Here is a 20,522-nt window from a genome sequence, read left to right on the forward strand (position 1 = left end):
ATCACTGGAGAGCCGTGCCCCTGCAGATACCGCGTATACCTGTAGGAGCCGGCTCGCCGGCGATGAGCGAGCCCCATCAATCGGGTCGAACAGCGCGCCTGGATCGCGGGCAAGCCCGCGCCTACAAGTGCCTGCGTGCCGAGCATCACAATAAGAAACCGGAGAACCAACATGTCCCTGAGCGTGTTCGACCTGTTCAAGATTGGCATCGGCCCCTCCAGCTCCCACACCGTCGGCCCGATGCGCGCCGCCGCGCGCTTTGTCGAAGGCCTGCGCCGTGAAGATCTGCTGAAGGCCACCACCTGCGTCAAGGTCGAGCTGTACGGCTCGCTGGGCGCTACCGGTAAAGGCCACGGCAGCGACAAAGCGGTGCTGCTGGGCCTGGAAGGCGAGCACCCGGATACCGTGAATACCGAAAACATCGCCGCGCGCCTGCAGGAAATACGCAGCAGCGCGCGCCTCAACCTGCTCGGCGAACACAGCATTGCGTTCAACGAGAAAGAACACCTGGCCATGATCCGCAAGCCCCTGGCCTATCACCCCAATGGCATGATCTTTCGTGCCTTCGACAGCGCCGGTTTGCAGATCCGCAGCCGCGAGTACTACTCCGTTGGCGGTGGTTTCGTCGTGGATGAAGATGCCGCCGGGGCCGATCGCATCGTTGAAGACACCACCCGCCTGACCTTCCCTTTCCGCAATGCCAAGGAACTGCTGCAACATTGCGCTACCTATGGCCTGTCCATCAGCCAGGTGATGCTGACCAATGAAAGTGCCTGGCGCCCGGAAGCTGAAACCCGCGCCGGCCTGCTGAAGATCTGGCAGGTGATGCAGGACTGCGTGGATGCCGGCTGCCGCAACGAAGGCATCCTGCCCGGCGGGCTCAAGGTCAAGCGCCGTGCCGCGGCCCTGCACCGCCAGTTGTGCAAGCACCCGGAAGCGGCACTGCGCGATGCCCTGTCGGTGCTGGACTGGGTCAACCTCTATGCCCTGGCGGTGAATGAAGAAAACGCCAACGGCGGACGGGTGGTCACCGCCCCCACCAATGGTGCGGCCGGAATCATTCCGGCGGTACTGCACTACTACATGCGCTTCATTCCCGGGGCCAACGAAGACGGGGTGGTGCGTTTTCTCCTCACCGCCGCAGCCATCGGCATCCTCTACAAGGAAAACGCCTCGATCTCCGGCGCCGAAGTCGGCTGCCAGGGTGAAGTGGGCGTGGCCTGCTCGATGGCGGCCGGGGCCTTGTGCGAGGTCCTCGGCGGCAGCGTGCAGCAAGTGGAGAACGCCGCGGAAATCGGCATGGAACACAACCTCGGGCTGACCTGTGACCCCATTGGCGGGTTGGTGCAGGTGCCCTGCATCGAGCGCAACGCCATGGGCTCGGTCAAGGCCATCAATGCGGTGCGCATGGCCCTGCGTGGCGACGGGCAGCACTTCGTCTCCCTCGACAAGGTCATCCGCACCATGCGCCAGACCGGCGCCGACATGAAAAGCAAATACAAGGAAACCGCCCGTGGCGGTCTGGCCGTGAACATTATCGAGTGCTGATACGCAGCCTGTATCCGCACGTTTTTTTCAGGAGTTGCCCATGTCCACCGAAACACTGTTGAAAACCCCGCTGCACAGCCTGCACCTGGAACTCGGCGCCCGCATGGTGCCGTTCGCCGGCTACGACATGCCGGTGCAGTACCCGCTGGGAGTGATGAAGGAGCACCAGCACACCCGTGAACAGGCCGGGCTGTTCGATGTGTCCCACATGGGGCAGATCCTGCTGCGCGGCGCCAATGCCGCCCAGGCCCTGGAGACCCTGGTGCCGGTGGATATCATCGACTTGCCGGTGGGCATGCAGCGCTACGCCATGTTCACCAACGAACAGGGCGGCATCCTCGATGACCTGATGGTGGCCAACCTGGGGGACGAACAGCTGTTCCTGGTGGTCAACGCCGCCTGCAAGGACCAGGACCTGGCCCACCTGCGCCGCCACCTGGGCGAGCAATGCGACATTCAACCGCTGTTCGAGGAACGGGCCCTGCTGGCCCTGCAAGGCCCGGCTGCGGTCACGGTGCTGGCGCGCCTGGCGCCGGAGGTGGCGCAGATGACCTTCATGCAGTTCAAGCCGGTGACCCTGCTGGGCGCGGACTGCTTTGTCAGCCGTTCGGGCTACACCGGTGAAGACGGTTTCGAAATCTCGGTGCCCGCGGCCCAGGCGGAAAAACTCGCCCGCGCCCTGCTGGCCGAGCCGGAAGTAGCGGCCATCGGCCTCGGCGCCCGCGATTCCCTGCGCCTGGAAGCCGGCCTGTGCCTCTATGGCCATGACATGAACAGCGACACCACGCCGATCCAGGCCAGCCTGCTGTGGGCCATCTCCAAGGCACGTCGTGCCGATGGCACCCGCGCCGGCGGCTTCCCCGGTGCCGAGGTGATCTTTGCCCAACAGCAAGGCGGTGTCAGCCGCAAACGCGTCGGCCTGCTGCCCCAGGAACGCACACCGGTACGTGAAGGTGCAGAGATCGTCGACGCCGAAGGCAAGGTTATCGGCAGCGTGTGCAGCGGCGGTTTTGGCCCGACCCTGGGCGGCCCCTTGGCCATGGGCTACCTCGACATAGAGCACTGCGCACTCGATACACCAGTTGCAGCAATAGTTCGTGGGAAAAAGGTGCCAATGCTTGTAAGCAAAATGCCATTCGTGCCACAACGCTACTACCGCGGCTGAGGGACTGTTTCTATAAGTAACGCGGTTGCGTTAAAAGTGCACTAATCTGTAACGCAACCGCCATAAAACAGTGCATATTTTCGATACTGAACTTCACTTATAACGCCCGAAAACAATTGAACAACTCTATCGAATAAGCCCCGCACGCTAGTTCCGCCAAACCTCGGCAAGCTGAGTAAAACCGGGGCTTCGCGGGGCTTGTTTTTTCTCCCATAGTTGGCGTAGAGTTTCCCCACTGTGTTTGCATGGGTCGCTTGGAATCGTGACCTGGGCAGTAGCTAACAAGTTTGCTACAACCCGTTCGACGTCTCTTACTTTCCTGCAACCCAGCCCAGTACTCTTTCATGAGAAAGAGACTGTCATTAATTTTTTAGCGTCAAAGGAAATAAGAAATGTCCCAACGTCAGAGCGGTACCGTCAAGTGGTTTAACGACGAGAAAGGTTTTGGTTTTATCACTCCAGAAAGCGGTCCGGATCTGTTCGTACACTTCCGCGCCATTCAGGGCAACGGCTTCAAGAGCCTGAAAGAAGGCCAAAAAGTGACCTTCATCGCTGTGCAAGGCCAGAAAGGCATGCAGGCTGACGAAGTACAAGCAGAAGCTTAATCGTCTGTAACGAAAAAGCCCCTGATGCTGACATCAGGGGCTTTTTTGTGCGCGCAATTCCGTAAAATGGCTTCTTTTTTCAGTCGAGAGCCTGTCATGTCGAAACATCTGCTAAGCCCCCAAGGCGAGTTCCCCGCCGCCGGCCTGGGTCGTCGCCTGGCAGCGATGTTCTATGATTTCCTGCTGTGCGTTGCCCTGCTGATTGTCACGGGCGGCGTCTACAAGCTGATCCAGATGCAGATCATCGGCGAGGCGCGGATGCGTACCCTGACCGAATCCGGCGCCCTGGACGGTGACCCGTTGTACTCCACGGTTCTGCTGTTCGTACTGTTCGGTTTCTTCGCCAAGTTCTGGACCCACTCCGGCCAGACCCTGGGCATGCAGGTCTGGGGTATCCGGGTGCAGAACGCCGACGGCAGCCGTATCAGCCTGTGGCAGGCGCTGTTGCGCTTCATGGTGTCGATCGCGTCCTGGCTGTGTGCCGGCCTGGGCTTCTTCTGGGTGCTGGTGGACAAGCAGAAACGCAGTTGGCACGACATCTACTCCAACAGCCAGCTGGTGCGCATTCCCAAGCAGAAGAAGTAAGCCCGCCGCCTACAAAAACGCCCCGACAGATCGGGGCGTTTTTTTAAGCGAGCAGAAGAACCGATCAGGCGTTGCCCGCCAGTTTCATCCGCGCGGCCTGGGTGAAATCCAGCATGCGCTTCAGAGGGCGGAGCGCATTGGGGATCAGCGCCGGGTCGACGCTGATCTCGTTGCTGCCATCCTTCAGGCACTGCAGGGTACGCTCCAGGGTATTCATGGCCATCCACGGGCAATGGGCACAACTGCGGCACGCCGCACCATTGCCGGCCGTCGGCGCCTCGATGAACACCTTGTCCGGGCACAGCTGCTGCATCTTGTAGAAGATGCCGCGGTCGGTGGCGACGATGAAGGTCTTGTTCGGCAGGCGCTGCGCGGCAGCAATCAGCTGACTGGTGGAGCCCACCGCGTCGGCCAGTTCGATCACCGAGCTGGGGGACTCCGGGTGCACCAGAATGGCCGCATCCGGATACAGCGCCTTCATGTCTTCCAGCTGCTTGGACTTGAACTCCTCGTGAACGATGCAGGCACCGTCCCAGAGCAGCATATCGGCACCGGTCTGGCGCTGGATGTAGGTGCCCAGGTGCTTGTCGGGGCCCCAGATGATCTTCTCGCCGTTATCCATCAGGCTTTCGACGATTTCCAGGGCACAACTGGACGTCACCACCCAGTCGGCACGGGCTTTGACCGCCGCCGACGTGTTGGCATAAACCACCACGGTGCGCTCGGGATGCTGGTCGCAGAAGGCCGAGAACTCCTCCACCGGGCAGCCAAGGTCAAGGGAGCAGGTGGCTTCCAGGGTCGGCATCAACACCCGTTTTTCAGGGTTGAGAATCTTCGCCGTCTCACCCATGAAGCGGACCCCGGCAACCAGCACGGTCTTGGCCGGATGGGCATTGCCGAAGCGGGCCATTTCCAGGGAGTCGGACACGCAGCCACCGGTTTCTTCGGCCAGGGCCTGAATCACCGGATCACAGTAGAAGTGTGCAACCAGCACCGCATCCTGAGCCTTGAGCTCGGCAGCGATGGCGGCACGCAGATGGGCCTCTTGCGCAGCGCTCAAGGGTTTGGGCTGCTTGGCGTCGAGGTGGGCTTGAACCAGAAGGCGTTCAGAAATTTGCGTCATGTTCGCAAGACCTGCAGGCGCTTGAGGCGCGAAAGTCGAGTATACCACCGGCTCCGGACCGCTTAAGGCCCCGCCGGGAGAGTGAGTTCATCAGGTACGGACAACATTGGAGCCGCGCAAGGCTACAGAATATCCAGGGTATTCAAAAGCCTATTCTGCCCAACAGCCACGCCCTACCCTGCCAGCGGCGCCTGCGCTCGGGCAAAAGCCACCGTCACGCACAACCCGCGTTTGGCCCGTTGGTCGGAGTAATCCAGCCAGACCCGGCCGGCATGCCGATCGGCAATGGCCTTGACGATGGCGAGCCCCAGCCCGGAGCCCACTTCATCGCTAGCCCGCGATGGAAAGGGTCGAACACGCGCTCGCGCTCAGCCACAGCAATACCCGGCCTCGAGTCGCTGACCTGCAGCATGTCCTGCTTGTCCACCAAGCCGGCCACATCACGGGCAATGGCCTGGAACTCGGCCAGGTCGCCCAGCCTGGAGGCCGTGGCCCCGGTAGCCTGGGCTGAAGCGGCAGTGCCGGGCTTGGGCGCATCGGCAGGCTTGGAACACCCCGCGGCCAGCCCCAGCAGGGCAATCATGGAAAGGGTCGTGGTGTAGCGAATGGCCAGAGCGAATAAAGGCCATGATGAGTCCTTGAGTGAGGGTCGGATAATCAGTGGGAAAGGCGCTGACGGTTGTTGAGGTTGAGCTGCGCGACGGTCACCTCACGCAGAGGAAGATCGCGCTGGTCCAGGTGGCGCCCAGGCCACCGCAGGTCTTGGCTTGTGCCAGCACGTCGCCGAGGGCGGCGCCAAACGGTCGGGTGAGGATGTAGGCGATCCAGAAGGTCAGCACCGCATTGCCCCCCAGGCGCCAGGCCACCAAGGTCACGGTAATCAGTGCGGCAAAGATCAGCGCTCCCAGGGTAAAGCCGAGCCCCAGCGCCTCGGTGGCCAGGTCCCCGGCGGCGGTTCCCAGGGCGAAGGTGCAGAGCACGGTGGCCCAGTAGAACAGCTCGCGTCGCGGGGTAACGATCTGGCGGATCGACAGGGCCATGCCGATGCTGGTCACGCCCTGCCCCAGGCCGGCGTCGACGGCCAGGTAGTCGGCGCAGGTTTCGCCCACGGTGGTGGACATGATCTTGATGATCCAGAAGGACAGCGTCACCTCCGGAACCTTGTTCAGCCAATCGGTCTTGCTCAGCGGCCTCATCGGGTGCCTCTCCATGACGACGCGTGTATTGGCGCGAGGCAGAGGCTACGAGGGAAAACTTAGCTGGAACTGAGGGCACCCCGAACGGGCCGGCTTCGATCACCAAGCAATGCGCTGCAAGGCCCCAGGGTCCAGCAGCCAGGTGAGCACATCGGGGCTATTGATCACCGAGCCATGGTGGCGCTGCTCGTCCCGCCAGTAGCGATTGTCCTGGGCCGGATCGAGCCCCAGGCCCGGGGCCAGCCCCTCGGCACTGCGCCCGGCGGACAACAGCACATCCACCGCGCGCCCCTTCAGCGGTACCGCCTGCCATTGGGACAGCAGCAGGATATTGCCGTGCACGCACTCGCGATTGACCAACTGCGCGTCCACCAGGTCATCGACGTAGGCATACTGCGGATCGGCCGCCAAACGCCGGGCAATGGCGTCAGGGGCCAACCCTCGAAGCTCGGCCAGCAGCGGCGGGTCCACCAACAGCAGCGGCCTGGCGGGCGCCGGGCTGCGGGCCACGCAACAGGCCGCCACATAAGCGCCGAAGGAGTAACCGAGCACCGCGTCCAGGGTCGTCAGCTCATGCTCTTGGGCAATCTGCCGGGCCAGGTCTTCGACACTGGAATAGGGCCAGTAGTCGCTGTAGTTGACCTGCAGCAGCGACACCTGCCCCTTGAGTGCCCGGCCCAGGGCGGAAAAGCAGATCGGATGGCCGACGAAGTCGGGAAAGCAGATCAGTTTCATTGACGTTGCCCCGCCGCGACAAAGGATTCGAGAAATGCCCTGGCCTGCGGCTCGGGCAGATAGCTGTTGAGCAGCACTTCGCAGCCCAGCGCCGACTTGACCACCGTCAGGTCGAGCAGGGTCTTGGGCCACTCGCTAACCGGGTTGGCAATCCGCGTTTGCAACCACCGGGCGTCACTGGCCGGCAGCTCGACGAAATTGCACAGGAACGCCGGAGCAAAGCCGTACAGGCCCAGCGCCGCGAGTATTTCCTCGTAGCCCAAGGCCGCCCGGGCCAGCTTGGCATTCAGGTAATCCATGCAGGCCTGTGGCTCGCAGCCTTCGGCGAAGCGCCCGGGAGCCAAGGGCACGGGCACCGTGTAACTGGAGAATCCGCTGATCACCGAACGCTCAGCCCAGGCGAACAATAGATTGACGATCGGCGCCTCTATCCCCAAACCCTCGGCACAGCCCTGGCGAAACGCCTGCAACAGGTGAAACAGACGCTGCGGCGAGGTCAGCTTCATCGGGTCCATGGCCAGTGCCGCCCGCAACTGCAGCGCCTGGGCTGTGGCCGCCGGCGCCGGGACATCGGCCAGCGGCGCGTACTCCTCGGCCTCTTGCTCCCAGGCCTCGGTGCCGGCATCTGCCAGACGCTCATATTCCTCGGCCTGCATCAGGTTATTGCCGACAAAGGAAAAATCCGCCACCGGCGGCGACTGCACGCCCAGCGCCAACTGTTCCACGCTGCGCAGCAGGCTCAACTGGCCGACATGGTTGCCAAGGATGTGGTGCAGCCACAGCCCCAGGTGCAAGGTGCCGTCGATGCGCACCTTGAACAGGCTGCACAGGTCCTGCTCGAACAGTGACAGCGGCCGCTCAAGGAAATGCTCCACGCAGGCCTGCTGGCTGGGAAACTCCGCCACAGGCTCCAGCCACAGGCGCGCCGGCGGCTCGGGGGCCAGATCAAGACAGTACTCGCCCTCGACCCGCGCCACCCGACAGCCCGCCAGTGGATAGCGCTGCTTCAAGCCCTGGGCCAACGCCTGCAGGTCCAGCCCGGCGGCCGGCAACTGCTCGGGCCGGAACAGGTAGAGCACGTTGTTGGCCCGTAGATCCTTGTTGAACAGTTCGGCATACACCATCGACAACTGGCTCTTGTTCAAGCCGATCCAGCGGCTGTCGCCGGCAGCCGGCAACCGCCCGGAACCGCTGCGCAGCGCCTCCCGGGCGTGGCTGGCCGAGGTGGCGCGGACCACGGCAAAACGCCCCAGGTGAGTATTGATCGAAAACCCTGCATGGGCGGCGGGCAAGGACTCCTGCTCCGACTCGATCACGTAGTACTCCTGCGCACCGTTTTCCAGCAGGGACGCCAGGCCGGGTTGGGCCTGTAGCCAGTCCAGCAACTGGCCCAGGGTGGCCATGCGGTAGAACTGCTCCAGGCCCAGGCCTTCCCAGCCCAGGTGACGGTTCACCGTGCCCACCAGCTTGATCGCCGCCAGCGAGTTGCCGCCGCTGTCGAAGAAGCTGCGCTGCAGGTCATGAGCCGACACGCCGAAACGCGCGAGAAAACGCCCTTCCGGCGAGTCGTCCGCTTCAGTGGCCGGCTGCCCGAGACACAGGCGCTGCTTGAGCTCAGCAATATCCAGCTTGCCGGAAGAGCGCAGGGCAAAGCGCTCAATCTCGACAAATCGCGACGGCACCATGAACGGCGGCAGGCTTTGCCGGCCATATTCGGCCAGCACCCGGGGCTCGACCCCAGGCGCCTTGAGGTACACCAGCAGCAACTGCGCTTCGGTTCCCTGGTCATCCAGCAACACCACACAATCGAGCATTCCCGGGTAACGCTTGAAGGCGGCGGCGACCTCGGTCAGCGACAGGCGCTGGCCACGCAGCTTGATCTGGTCATCGCTGCGGCCATGGAAGTGATAGAGCCCCTGGCCATCCCGGGAAACCAGGTCGCCACTGCGGTAGCAACGCAGCGTCCGGCCCTGCCATGGCAGGTCGATGAAGCGCTCCCGGGTCAGCCCGGCATCCCCCAGATACCCCGGGGACAAGCCGCCCCCGGCGATCAGCAGCTCGCCGGGTTCATCCTCCTCGCACGGCTGCCCGTCAGGGCGCAGCAGCAACAGGGTGGCATCGTCCACGGCCTGGCCGATGGGAATGTCCCGGGTGCTGTCGAAGCTGCGGGGAATGGCATAGACACAGGTACCCATGGTGTTTTCCGTGGGGCCATAACCGTTGTAGAGAACCAGACCATCGGCGGCAGCATAGGCCTGGCGGACATGCCCTGCGGACAGGACCTCGCCGCCGACCATCAGCCGCTTGACGCCCCGCAGCCAGCCGCGGTCGATATCGACGAAGGTGTTGAACAGGGTCGAGGTCAGCCACAGGCTGTCGACCCCGGCCTCGTGGATGTAACGATGCAGGTGTTCCAGGGTCAGGGCGCCGGGAACATGGATATGCAATTCGCCGCCATTGAGCAGCGCGGTCCAGATCTCGAACTGCGAGGCGTCGAAGGTCAGGTTCGAGGCGTACAGCATGCGAAAGCCCGGCTGCAGCGGAAAATGTCGCGGCCGGTAGCAGAACCCCAACACCCCGCGATGGGTACAGGGAATGATCTTCGGCGCGCCGGTGGTGCCGCTGGAAAAGTTCACGTACACCGGCTCGGCGCCGCATAGCGGCGGCCAGCACGCAGCCTCGTCGGTGGGCGCGAGCAACTCATCCAGCGCCAGATACCCCGGGCCACCGGCAACCTCCGGCGTGACCCGCCAGCGCACGCCACTGCGTGCACACACCGACTGGTTCCACTGGGGCGGGTTGTTGCGGTCCAGATAGCAGTACGACAGGCCGGCCCGCACCATGCCCACCAGCAGCACCAGTTGTTCAATCGAGCGCTCCACCTCCAGGCCCAGGGTGCTGCCAGGCGTCAGGCCCAAGCCCAGCAAGCGGGCCGCCACCTGTGCCGAACGCTGTTCCAGCTCCCGGTAGCTGAGCCGTGCGCCGTTGCAGCTCAGCGCGGTATCCGTGGCATGCCGGGCGAAGACGTCGTCCAGGCACGAAGCAATAGATAGATGAGCCATGCCGTCACGCTTCCCTGTGTTTGATCAGGTTGATTCCAGGGGCGAAGAACGCCGCGCCGTTGTAGTGCGCCAACGCCTGCCCCAGGTCCATCTCGACCCGCTGCAAGTGCTCCAGCCAATCCCTGCCGGCCACCAGGTAGTCGAGGCAACGAGCGATGTTGCGCTCCACCGTGGCCTCCCCTGCCGGGCACTGCACGCTCTTGCGCCCGTGATGGTAGGCATCGTCGCGGTAACCGTTACCGCAGCGGGACACGTTGATGATGTCGATGTTGCCCATTTGCGGCGAGAGCTCCAGGGTCAGGCTGACCCGCCCGACATTCACCAGCCGCGAGCGGCCAGCCCCGTTGCCCTGCGGATTGAGCAGGGCCAGCAACCGCGGGAACAAGGCGCTGATATCAGCATCGATGCACAGGAAGATCCGGGTGAACTGCCCGGCCATCGTCCCCGGCTCGGCCAGCAGGTCGAGCACCTGCACCGGCAGGCCCGGGTCGATGGCGGCGGGGTTGAGGTCCGCGACCCAGATCCGCGCACCATGACAGGCCGCTACCAGGCTCAGCATCTTGCCCACCAGGCCCATGCCCACCACCAGGATCTGCTCCCCCGCCTGCAATTGCGCACGGTCCACCGCATGTACCGCAGTGGCACCCAGGGTGGCAAGAATCGCCTGGTCCTGGGTCAGTGGCGGCGGTACCTTGCACACCAGCCGCTGGGGCACCTGGATCCAGTTGGAATGGGTGGCAATCTTCCAGCCCATGGCCACCACCCGGTCCCCCGGCTGCACGCCTTCCACCTCGGGCCCCACGGCGCTAACCACCCCGGCCGCGCAATAGCCCAGCGGCAGTTGCTCGCCCGTCTCGCGTACCTGCTGCAGGTAATGACGTTCGGTGCCCGGGCTGACCATGGAGTAGTCCACCGCCACCTGCACTTCAGTGGCCGCCAGAGCGGCCAGAGGTTCATGCACGGCGATCACGCCGTCGGCGCCACAGGCGGTGAGTGTGTATCGGCTGCTGCTCATCAGGCCTCCCGTCCGGTCAGGCGATCCAGGCACTGGGCAAACCCTGGAAATGAAGTCTGGTAGCAATGCCCTTCGAGGATGGTGGCCTGTAGCCCGTGAGCCAGCAGCAGGACGTGGGCGGTCATCGACAGGCGATGGTCGCCGAAAGTCGGGATCGCTCCCTGCACACTGGGCACCTGCCCGCCTTCCACCCGCACGTCGTAGCCGTCGACCTGGTAGTCCAGGCCCAGGGCATTGAGCATGCTGCGGGTGGCGGCGATCCGGTCCGATTCCTTGAAGGTCAGCTCATAGAGGTCACTGAAGGTCGCGCTGCCGGGCAGCACGCAGCTGATGGCCAGGGCCAGCGGCACTTCGTCGATCATTGCGTGGAACTGGTGCTTGTCGCGCAAGTCGTGAGCCCTGGGCTGGCCACCCCCGCGCAGCAGCAGGCGGCCCACCGGCTCGCCATGACGAATGCTGTCCACCTCCAGGGTCAGGTTGAAACCACAGGCCAGCAGCCAGTTGAAAAAGCCCAGGCGCGTAGGGTTCAGGCACACATTGTCGAAGCTCAGGCGCTGCTGCTCCTGGTGGCGGTTGCACAGCAGGAACAACGCCGCCGGATAGGCAATGGCCGAGGGGTCGCGAGGGATGCTGATCTCCTCGGGAATCGCGCAGTCCCGTGGCTGGTAGTGAATCTGCAACTGCTCGTCCTGCAGTCGGTCGCCAAAACTGTTGATGATGCGCTGGGTGTGATCCCGGGCCACCACCGGGTACCGGATCGACATCGGCTTGCGTGCCGCCACCCCGGCAAACAGCAAGGTGCTGATGGCCTGGGCGCTGCCGATGTGGATCTGCGCCGCGCCGCCGCGAAATGCAGCCTGGTGGATACGGATCGGCAGCGCGCCCGGACGCCCCAGGTACTCCAGGTGGGCGCCCATCTGGTTCAGGGGCTCGACGATCCAGTCGAAGGGGCGGTTGCGCAGGGTTTCGTCGCCATCGACGATGCACGGCACATTGAGCCCCACCAGCATCCCGATCAGTAACCGCGCGGCCGCGCTGGAGGGCCCCAGGTCGACCCGCCGCTCGTGGGTCGCCTGGGCGAACTCACCGCTGATCTCCAGGGTCTGGGGCGTCTGCCCTGGCGTCACCTCAAGGCCCAGTTGCTGCAGGGCATCGAGCAACAGGGTCACCGCCTTGCCGCGGTTCAGGTCCCGCAGGCGCACCGGATGCCGGGCCAGGGCGGCAAACAGGATCATCCGATGGCTGATGGACTTGTCCGATGGCAGGTAGCCGTCGATGTTGGCCCAGACCTGCTGTTGGCGGCCGAGGGTGAAATCGATGGGCCGGTCCGGGTAATCGATCATGGGCTACTCCTGTATTTGGCGGGGTTGATCAGTTCGGCGTCGTCCACCAGCGCTTCGTCCTCGAAGTGGTCGCCCACCCCGGGGCCCGCGGGCAACACCAGCGGCTGGGTTTCATAGAAGCGCCGACGGTTCTTCTTGCGTTCAAGGCCGAGGTTGAAGCCCCCAAGGTCCACTCCCCAGCTTTCCAGCCGGCCATGGGTGATGGCGCTGTCCACCAGGGCCTGGCCCATCTCGGTGCGGATCAGCGCGCGGCCGTGTTTCTGTTCTTCGGAACCGTTGAGGCTGGCTTCGAAGATGTTGGGGTCGCCGTCACACACGCTGACGTCGGCCAGCCCGCTCATCCAGTCACCGCAACTGAGGCAGCGAAAGGTCTTGTTGTCCTTGAGCTTGCCGAGGATCTCCCAGAAATCGATGCCAAAGGTCTGGCTGTCCAGCAAGGTGACTTGCAGCCGGCCGGGGTAATCGCCTTCGCGGTACTTGATATCGCGCACTTGCTGCGGGTCTTGCCCCAGCACCTCGCTGATGATGCTGTGGGTGCCGGCCGGCAGGGTGTTGGAGGAGCAGGCGGTCTCGATCACGCAAATGATCCGGCTGCGGGCCCAGTGGCCGATGGCCGTGTCCCGGCGCTGCAGCTTGCGGATCGCCTGGACGTGGCAGGCCAGCCCCACCACGGCGATGCGCGCGTCCGGCTGCTGTTCGTAGCATTCGCGCAGGGCATTGAGGTAAGGCGCCAGCTGGTAGGTGGACTGGGCATTGTTGATGATCGCCTGTGTGGCGCTGCCCAGTTGCGGCGCGCTGCGCCAGCCCTGCCCCGGATGACGGCCCATGGTCAGGGTCAGGTCCACGTCAAAGTGCTCCCGGGCGGTCAGCAGCAAGGTGGTGGCGGTGCCGCCACTGGCCGAGCGCCGGACTATCTGCGGGTCGGTGGAACGCGCACCGATGGCCTGGCGGCTGATCCCCAGCCAGCGCTCTTCGGCGCGGCGGGTACGGCCGAACAGTTCCAGTTCGGAGCGATCGGTGTCCGGCTGCAGCCCCGGGCACACCGCCAGGCACTCGGTGCAGCTTTCACAACTGTCGCCGATGCCCTCCAGCAGCGGCACCACCCGGTCCGGGTCGAAAACGATCACCTGCTGTGGGCACACCAGGGCGCAGGCGCCGCACCCGGCGCACAGATTCTGATCGAGCACCGTCAATTTCAATAACATCCCTGTCATCTTGGATAAGCCTCGTGTGCCGTTTTCCGGGTGCAGCCGGCCGCGCCCCCGCGAACCGGGGACGGGCAAGACCTGCTGTGCTGAAGTGGCCGCTGACGGTCAGATCAAAGCGGGCGTTCCATCTTGATGATCTCGATGGACACCGGGCTGTTGCCGCGGCTGAAGGTGCCCTCGCCGATCTTCTGGAAGCCGTGGTAGGCATAGAAGCCTTCGGCCGTCAGGGTCGCCTCCAGGTAGGCCGAGCTGGCACCGCTGGCCCGCAGCCGAGCCAGCGCCACCTCCAGCAGACGGCTGCCCAGGCCACGCCTGGCCACATCGCCACGGATGAACAGCTTGCTGACCTCATTGCCGTCGAGTTCGACGAACCCTTCGATCTGCTCGCCCTCGGCCAGCCACAGCGATCCCTTTTCCACGGCTTCGCGGTAGGTTTCCGGGGAGCGCCCATCGAGCCACATGCGGATCTGCTGATCGCTGTATTCAGAGGTGCACAGGCGCTCTACCGAGTTGCGGTGGGCCTCGAAAATACCGATCAGATCGTCCGTGGTGGCCTGGCGTATCCGTACATTGCTCATTCAGCTGAACTCCACTTTCTTGGAGGCGGGGTGGTAGCGAAACTTGAAATTGATCAGGCTGCCCAGCATCACCAGGGCACTGCCGAGCATCAGGTGCAGGCTCAGGGGCGTTTCCCCCAGCCACACCGACAGGTAGCTGGCGCCGATGGGGTACAGCACGCCGACATAGCCGGCGTTCTCGGCGCCCATGCGCTTGATCAGGTCGATGAACAGCACGAACACCAGCGCCGAGCACACCACCCCCAGGTACAGCAGGATGCCCAGATCGGCCAGGGTGCCCGGCAGTTGCAAGCCATGGCCGCCCAGCAACAGGCTGACGGCGTATAGAGCGCAGGCCCAGCCGGCCGCCACCTTGTTGATGTGCAAGGTGCCGAGCTGGCAAGTCTTCTGGATGTGCTCCGAAAGCACCGATCCGATGGCCACCGCCAGGAAGGAAGTCAGCCCCAGGGCCACTCCCGCCAGCGACAGCGGCCGCCCCGGATCGCCAAGCATGAACAGCCCCAGCCCGGCGATGCTCACCAGTGCGCCGAGCAGGTTGTGCAGGGCGACCGGCACATGCAGGAACAGGCGCTTGATGCCGATGATGTAGAAAATCACAAAGGCGCTGAGGCAGGCCATCTGCGCACTGCCCAGGTAAGCGGTGGCCAGGTAGGCCAGGCCGATGCCGGCATAGAAGTACACCGCCCCCACCCCGGCCATCAGCAAGTAGGCCTTGCGGGTTACCGGCTGCTGCGGGCCGGCGAACAGCCGTTGCCACAGCCACAGCACCCCGTAGGCAATGAGGAAACGCAGCATCAGCGAAGAGCCGACGTCGCTGTGTTCCACCTGCAGCGAAATGGCGATCCAGTTGGTGGACCAGATCAGCAGGCAGCCGAGGAAAATCAGCACGGCGACCAGTGAACGGGGTTTCTTGTTGTTATCGGATAAGGCGTTCATGGAGGTTTCTCTAGCTCAAGGCAGCGGTGATCCCGGTCAGCAGCGACTCCAGGCGTTCTTCGCCGAAGACCTGCGGGTCATAGTCGATTTTCAGCAGCAACTGGCCCGCGGCCAGGTAGCCGGTGAACTCCAGGTGATGGCTGGGGCTGCCCTGCATCAGTTGCAGGCTCAAGGGATGCACGCCGACCCGGGCCCCGGGCGGGTTCTCCACGGCGCCCAGGAAGTTGTAGCTGTAGCCGCAATCGAACAGGCCCTTGAGGCGCTCGGCCTCGGGCGTGGCGAAATAACGGTTGCCGAAGCTGTGGGCAATGCCCTGGCTGGCTTGCTGGCCGACCTTGATTTCCCTGGCGATCTGCTCCAGCTCCAGGCTGGCAACTTGCAGCACCAGGGGGTAGATCACCGTCAGCCAGCCGAACACGCTGTTGAGCTCGGCGCCGCTCTTGTCCAGGGCCCGCCCATGGTCGAGCAAATGGACTTTCTGGAACGGGTTGTCATCGCTCTGGCTCATGGCGCGCAGGATGGCCGCCAGCAGCAACTGGCTGGTCTCGGCCACACCCTGGGCCCACTGCGGCAGGTCGCGGACCAGCCCCAGGCACAGTTCGGCTCGCCGAAAGGCCTCGCGCCGGGGAAACTCGGGGCGCTGCCCGGTCAACTGCGCGCAGCGGCCCCAGGGCAGGGCTTCCCAGAACGCTTCATGGGTCGCCGCGGCATGCTCGCGCTGGTAGCTCTGCTGCCACTCCTCGAAGGCCGTCGGCCGCGGCCAGCTTTGCATGCACTCCAGGCCCTGCCCCAGGCATTCGTCCAGCTCGGAAACCAGCAGCATCCAGGAGTAGCGATCGACCTGGAACTGGTGCCCGGCAATGATCAGGTGATGGCCAGCGGCATCCTGTTGCTGGCTGAAGCAGAAGAGTTGCCCCTGGCTCAGAGAGATGGCTGCGCAGGTCCGCTGCACCGCTTGCTGCAGATCCGTCCCGGCGGGCTGCAGCCCCTGATCCTGAACGCCCGCCTCGATAAAGTGATGGCGGAAAATTGCCCGCAGCGCCTGGCTGACTCGCTGTGGCTCCTGGCCGGCGGCTATGTCCAGCACCAGGGCCTGATTCCAGTGATCCAGGTCGCTGATGCCGCGGCTCAGCAGGAAGCGGCGATTGGGCAGGCCCTCGACCTGCGGCCGGGAAACCCCGGGCCGGGCCTTGGCCGCCGCCGCGTGTACCGGCAATTGCCCCAGGGCCTGATCCGACAGCAACTCTTCCAGGTCCAGCACCAGGCCCTTTCTCTTCAGCGTGGCAACCACTTGCAAGGCCCGCAGCGAATCGCCGCCATTGTCGATAAAGCTCTTGGCCCGGTCCGGGCTCTGCCCGCCAAGTACCTGGCCGATGGCTTGCCAGAAAGGCTCCGGTGCGGCCTGTGCCGGCTCCGGCGCCGCCATGGCACGGGCAGCCAGTTGCGCCAACGCCTGCCGGTCGATCTTGTTGTTGCGGTTCAAGGCAAAACGCTCCACCAGCAGGAAGCGCGCCGGCACCCGGTGCGCCGGCAGTGCGGCCCTGGCGGCCTGACGCAGGAGGTCTTCGCCAAGGCTGGCGTCACGGGCAATGACAAAGGCCACCAGGGCCAGGTTGTCCCCGGCCTGATGGGCGATCACACAGGCTTCCCGTACCTGGGCCAGAGCCTTGAGCTCCGATTCCACCTGGACCAGGCTGACCTTCTGCCCGTTGATCTTGACGATGGAATCCTTGCGCCCCAGCAGGCGTATGGCGCCATCGGGCTGGCGGCACGCCAGATCACCGGTGGCGTAGCACTGGCGCTGCGAGTCCAGGAGGCTGGGCTGGGTCAGCTCGACGATCAGCCCGCTGGCCGGGTCCAGGCGCCGGGCCACCAGGGAAGAATAGAGCAGCAGTTCACCCACCCCATCGCCGTAGGGCTGCCCCGGTTCCTTGGCAATGTCCAGGGTGACACCTTCCACCGGCCGGTCCAGGGCCCAGGTCGGGTCCTGCAGCGTCTGCCCCTGGTCGATGCAGGCGTAGAGCGCGGTGGTGCACTCGGTCGGCCCGTAGGCGTTGAACAGTTGCGAACCTGGGGCAAAGGCGTGGTTGAAGCGCTGGATGTCCGAGGGGTGGATGATCTCGCCGCCGATCACCAGTTGCTTGGGCCGGGCATAGATGGCACTCGCATCGCTGTAGAAGGCACGCAGATAGGGCACCGTCATATGCAACACATCGATGTCATGTTCGGCGATCAGCGCCTCGACTGCGGCGAAGTCATGCTCCCGCGGGTTGAGGCTGCACAGGGTGGCGCCAGTCTTCAGGCTGGCGAAGATGTCCATCAGGCCGGCGTCCCACCCCGCGGAAGCCAGTTGCAGCACACGCTGCCCGGGGCCGATTCCAACATAGCCGATGTAGTTGTCGATGTGCCGGCCCAGGGCCTCGATGCGCTGCACTATGGCCTTGGGCTCGCCAGTGGAGCCGCTGGTGAAGATCACGTAGTCCTGGCAACGCAACGGGTATTCCCGGCCAGGGGGCACGGGCCGGGGTTGCAGGTGCTGCAGGTCGAGCACCGGCAAGGAACGGGTCAGTTGTGAACCAGGCCGTGTCGTGCCATTGAGGACCAGGTTCACGCCTAGGTGCTGGAGCACCGGCATCAACTCGTCGAGGTTGCTCGCCGGGTCGATGAACACCACTCGCCGGGCGGCGGACAAGGCCGCGATCAACGCCGCATACATGGCCCGGCCATGGCTGGCATACAGCGCCAGCGCCGGCTCCGGCAGCCCTTGCAGCTCGGCGCTGACCCCCTCGCGCAACTGGTCGAGCGCGGCAACGCCAAGGCTGCCCTGGACATCGATGACACCCGCAACATCGGTACCCGCCATGCGGGTAAAAGCCTGCAACATGATATCCCTGCCTTGTTGTTATTAGAGGGAGCGACAAACGCCCTGCAGCGTCTGCATGAATGCCTGGATTTCCTGCTGGGAGATGCTCAGTGGCGGGGTCAGCTTGACCGTCGCCGGATTGCGCCCGCCGGTGCGCACGATCACCCCGTGCTCCAGCAGCCGGTTGCGCAGCGCCAGTACATCAGCGCCCTGGCCCTGGCCCTCGAAATCGAAGGCGAGCATCATGCCGCGGCCGCGCACATTGACCACTCGCGCGTCCTGGGCCCCCAGGCCTTCCAGGGCCTGGCGCAGGTACGCGCCGTTACTCGCCGCCCACTGCCAGGGCTGTTCCTGGTGGTAGATATCCAGCACCTTGGAAGCCACGGCACAGGCCAGCGGCATCAGGGTGAAGGTGGAGGAATGCTCGGCATAGCCCAGGCAGTCCACCAGTTCCGGGCGTCCCACCACCGCGGAAATCGGCAAGCCATTGCCCAGGGCCTTGCCCAGCACCAACAGGTCCGGCAGCAGTTGCGGGTTGCTGAAAAATGGCGTCCCGGTGCGGCCAAAACCGGTGTAGATCTCATCGAATATGGTGATCACGCCGAAGGTCCTGCCCAGTTCGACAATCGCTTCGAGCAACGCCAGAGGCACCGGATACATGCCCTCCGCTGCCTGGATCGGCTCGATGATCAGCGCCGCGGGCAAGCAATTGGCCTGCTGCGCCTGGCGCAGATCCTCGGCCAGTTGCTCGCGCCACAAGGCGGCCAGGGCCGGGTCCTGGTCGGCGTCATAGTCCAGGGCCAGGGCGGTCAGTTGCAGGCTGTCGCCACCGGCCAGGTGCTTGCGAAAACCGCGGTTGGAGGTCACCGACAAGGCGCCCTGGGTCTTGCCATGGAAGGAATTGTGGAAATACACCACGCCCTGGCGTCCGGTAGCGGCGCGGGCGATTTTCAGCGCCACCTCGATTGCCTCGGCACCGGTGACCGCGCCAAACACCGAAGCCTGCGCATAGGGCACCAGCCCCTCCAGCTTGGCGACCACTTCATGGCGCTGCGGGTTGTCGATGTTCCAACCGGTATGGATCAGCAGTTCGGATTGACGCTTGAGGACTTCGACCAGGTCATCGCGCTGATAACCCAGGTTGGCGGCACCGCTGCCACCGGACATGTCGAGAAAGGATTTGCCCTGCTCATCGTAGAGAAAGCACCCCTTGCCACGAATGACGGAAGGGCTGGAGGGGGCACTGCGCCTAACGGATATTGCAACTGCTTCTGTGAACATCCTGTCACCTTGAGTAAGCCGGGCTTGTGACTCACGCACAGACTCAGGGACAGATTCGTACAGGCAGGGCAAAGCCCTGCTGACTGCGAAGTTACCGACCCTGGTATGTGTTCTCCTTGCCAGGGACGCAACCCCTGTCGGCAATGGCGGCAAGATTTACGCGGGAGGCATTTGCGCTGTCAACGAGCCCCGCACTTATTCTGAATTTAAAGCGATAACCCCTGAAAAAAAGGGGGAATTCAGATAAAGCCCCTGAATTTATCAAGGTTTTTAGAGATGAGCCCGGCTACCGGCAAAAGGCCAGCCTCTGCAGAAGAGTTGATACTCAAGCAGTGAGAAGAAGGCAAGCTGAGCAGTTGAGTGGCGGGATCAAGGTTTTTTCAAGGCAAAAAAAAAACCCGGAAATCCTCACTTTCGTGGGCCTTCCGGATTTTCTAAACCGCCAAATATGGTGGGTCGTGTGGGATTCGAACCTACGACCAATTGGTTAAAAGCCAACTGCTCTACCAACTGAGCTAACGACCCGCTGTGTGGTGGCGCGTATAATACTGATTTCTAACGGGAATTCAACACCCTATATGAAAAAAATCAAAAATAAGGTGTTGGATCACTGATTCCGGCCGCCCTGAAGCCTTCAGCACGCAAACGGCAGCTGTCACATTTGCCGCACGCTTGGCCGCTATCGTCTGCCTGATAGCAGGAAACCGTCAGCCCGTAATCAACCCCCAGGCGCACCCCGGCCTGGATGATCTCGGCCTTGCTGAGGTTCTGCAGCGGCGCCTGGATACGAAAGCCCTGCCCTTCGACACCGGCCTTGGTCGCCAGGTTGGCCATGCGCTCGAAGGCTTCGACGAACTCGGGACGGCAATCCGGGTAACCGGAATAATCCACCGCATTGACACCGATGAAGATATCCCGCGCGTGCAGGACTTCCGCCCAGCCCAGGGCCAGGGACAGGAAGACGGTGTTGCGCGCCGGCACGTAGGTGACAGGAATGCCCTCCCCCGGCGCCTCTGGCACCTCGATGGTGCTATCAGTCAGTGCCGAGCCGCCAATACCGTTGAGGTTCAGGCCGATCACCTTGTGCTCCACCACACCGAGGTCCCGGGCCACGCGCTCGGCGGCGTGCAACTCGGCCCGATGGCGCTGGCCGTAATCGAAGCTCATGGTGTAGCAGCGGTAGCCTTCGGCGCGAGCCATGGCCACCACGGTGGCAGAGTCCAGGCCACCGGACAGCAGGATCACGGCACGCTTTTCACTCGATGCTTGTTCAGTCATG

General features: G+C 63.9%; 16 protein-coding genes, 1 tRNA gene and 1 pseudogene. 4 read left to right on the forward strand and 14 right to left on the reverse strand.

What is annotated here, in order from left to right:
* The first annotated feature begins 171 nt into the window (after positions 1-171).
* From BLS75_RS10305 to BLS75_RS10320, 4 genes are all read left to right on the forward strand, one after another.
* Positions 172-1,548, forward strand: coding sequence for an L-serine ammonia-lyase (locus BLS75_RS10305; RefSeq protein ID WP_065365373.1), 1,377 nt, complete (start codon positions 172-174; stop codon positions 1,546-1,548).
* 40 nt (positions 1,549-1,588) lie between these two features.
* The gene (gcvT, locus tag BLS75_RS10310; protein WP_072450801.1) at positions 1,589-2,713 is read left to right on the forward strand and encodes a glycine cleavage system aminomethyltransferase GcvT; all 1,125 of its coding nucleotides are present in this window, start codon (positions 1,589-1,591) and stop codon (positions 2,711-2,713) included.
* Between the two features lie 392 nt (positions 2,714-3,105).
* Positions 3,106-3,318 carry a cold-shock protein gene (locus BLS75_RS10315; protein WP_007977299.1) on the forward strand — a complete coding sequence of 71 codons (213 nt, stop codon included), beginning with the start codon at positions 3,106-3,108 and terminating at the stop codon, positions 3,316-3,318.
* A 96-nt stretch (positions 3,319-3,414) separates the two neighbouring features.
* On the forward strand, positions 3,415-3,903 hold the full coding sequence (locus BLS75_RS10320; RefSeq protein WP_011062898.1) for an RDD family protein: 489 nt from the start codon (positions 3,415-3,417) through the stop codon (positions 3,901-3,903).
* A gap of 64 nt (positions 3,904-3,967) precedes the next feature.
* Here BLS75_RS10320 and nadA read toward each other — a convergent pair whose 3' ends face one another.
* The 14 genes and pseudogenes from nadA to queC form a co-directional block, all read right to left on the reverse strand.
* A complete protein-coding gene (gene nadA, locus BLS75_RS10325; RefSeq protein ID WP_015636755.1) occupies positions 3,968-5,026 on the reverse strand; it encodes a quinolinate synthase NadA in 1,059 nt (352 codons plus the stop codon).
* A gap of 173 nt (positions 5,027-5,199) precedes the next feature.
* Positions 5,200-5,349, reverse strand: a complete 150-nt coding sequence (locus BLS75_RS32785) for an ATP-binding protein (RefSeq protein WP_345769796.1) — start codon at positions 5,347-5,349, stop codon at positions 5,200-5,202.
* 334 nt (positions 5,350-5,683) lie between these two features.
* Positions 5,684-6,222: pseudogene (locus BLS75_RS10335) on the reverse strand (hypothetical protein).
* A gap of 99 nt (positions 6,223-6,321) precedes the next feature.
* Positions 6,322-6,957 (reverse strand): thioesterase domain-containing protein, encoded by a 636-nt coding sequence (locus BLS75_RS10340; RefSeq protein ID WP_072450802.1) that lies wholly within the window; start codon positions 6,955-6,957, stop codon positions 6,322-6,324.
* Positions 6,954-10,019: a non-ribosomal peptide synthetase gene (locus BLS75_RS10345; RefSeq protein WP_072450803.1), complete on the reverse strand. Its 3,066-nt coding sequence runs from the start codon at positions 10,017-10,019 to the stop codon at positions 6,954-6,956. Before BLS75_RS10345 ends, BLS75_RS10340 begins: the two co-directional genes overlap by 4 nt.
* A 4-nt stretch (positions 10,020-10,023) precedes the next feature.
* Positions 10,024-11,034 carry a zinc-dependent alcohol dehydrogenase gene (locus tag BLS75_RS10350; RefSeq protein WP_072450804.1) on the reverse strand — a complete coding sequence of 337 codons (1,011 nt, stop codon included), beginning with the start codon at positions 11,032-11,034 and terminating at the stop codon, positions 10,024-10,026.
* Positions 11,034-12,377 carry a 3-phosphoshikimate 1-carboxyvinyltransferase gene (locus tag BLS75_RS10355; protein WP_015636761.1) on the reverse strand — a complete coding sequence of 448 codons (1,344 nt, stop codon included), beginning with the start codon at positions 12,375-12,377 and terminating at the stop codon, positions 11,034-11,036. Before BLS75_RS10355 ends, BLS75_RS10350 begins: the two co-directional genes overlap by 1 nt.
* Complete coding sequence (locus BLS75_RS10360; protein ID WP_239690658.1) at positions 12,374-13,582, reverse strand: Coenzyme F420 hydrogenase/dehydrogenase, beta subunit C-terminal domain; 1,209 nt, start codon at positions 13,580-13,582, stop codon at positions 12,374-12,376. The genes BLS75_RS10355 and BLS75_RS10360 overlap by 4 nt, the downstream gene beginning before the upstream one ends.
* A gap of 113 nt (positions 13,583-13,695) precedes the next feature.
* Positions 13,696-14,163, reverse strand: a complete 468-nt coding sequence (locus BLS75_RS10365; RefSeq protein WP_019094547.1) for a GNAT family N-acetyltransferase — start codon at positions 14,161-14,163, stop codon at positions 13,696-13,698.
* On the reverse strand, positions 14,164-15,099 hold the full coding sequence (locus BLS75_RS10370) for a DMT family transporter (RefSeq protein WP_072450805.1): 936 nt from the start codon (positions 15,097-15,099) through the stop codon (positions 14,164-14,166).
* A gap of 10 nt (positions 15,100-15,109) precedes the next feature.
* The gene (locus BLS75_RS10375) at positions 15,110-17,983 is read right to left on the reverse strand and encodes an AMP-binding protein (protein ID WP_072450806.1); all 2,874 of its coding nucleotides are present in this window, start codon (positions 17,981-17,983) and stop codon (positions 15,110-15,112) included.
* Positions 17,984-18,004: 21 nt separating this feature from the next.
* Positions 18,005-19,243, reverse strand: coding sequence for an aspartate aminotransferase family protein (locus BLS75_RS10380; protein WP_011062908.1), 1,239 nt, complete (start codon positions 19,241-19,243; stop codon positions 18,005-18,007).
* A 449-nt stretch (positions 19,244-19,692) separates the two neighbouring features.
* Positions 19,693-19,768 (reverse strand) — tRNA-Lys (locus tag BLS75_RS10385).
* Positions 19,769-19,831: 63 nt separating this feature from the next.
* Positions 19,832-20,521 carry a 7-cyano-7-deazaguanine synthase QueC gene (gene queC / locus BLS75_RS10390; protein ID WP_072450807.1) on the reverse strand — a complete coding sequence of 230 codons (690 nt, stop codon included), beginning with the start codon at positions 20,519-20,521 and terminating at the stop codon, positions 19,832-19,834.
* Between the last annotated feature and the right edge of the window lies 1 nt (position 20,522).

It is taken from the genome of Pseudomonas sp. NFPP12, from assembly GCF_900103205.1.
Classification (GTDB): Bacteria; Pseudomonadota; Gammaproteobacteria; order Pseudomonadales; family Pseudomonadaceae; genus Aquipseudomonas; species Aquipseudomonas protegens.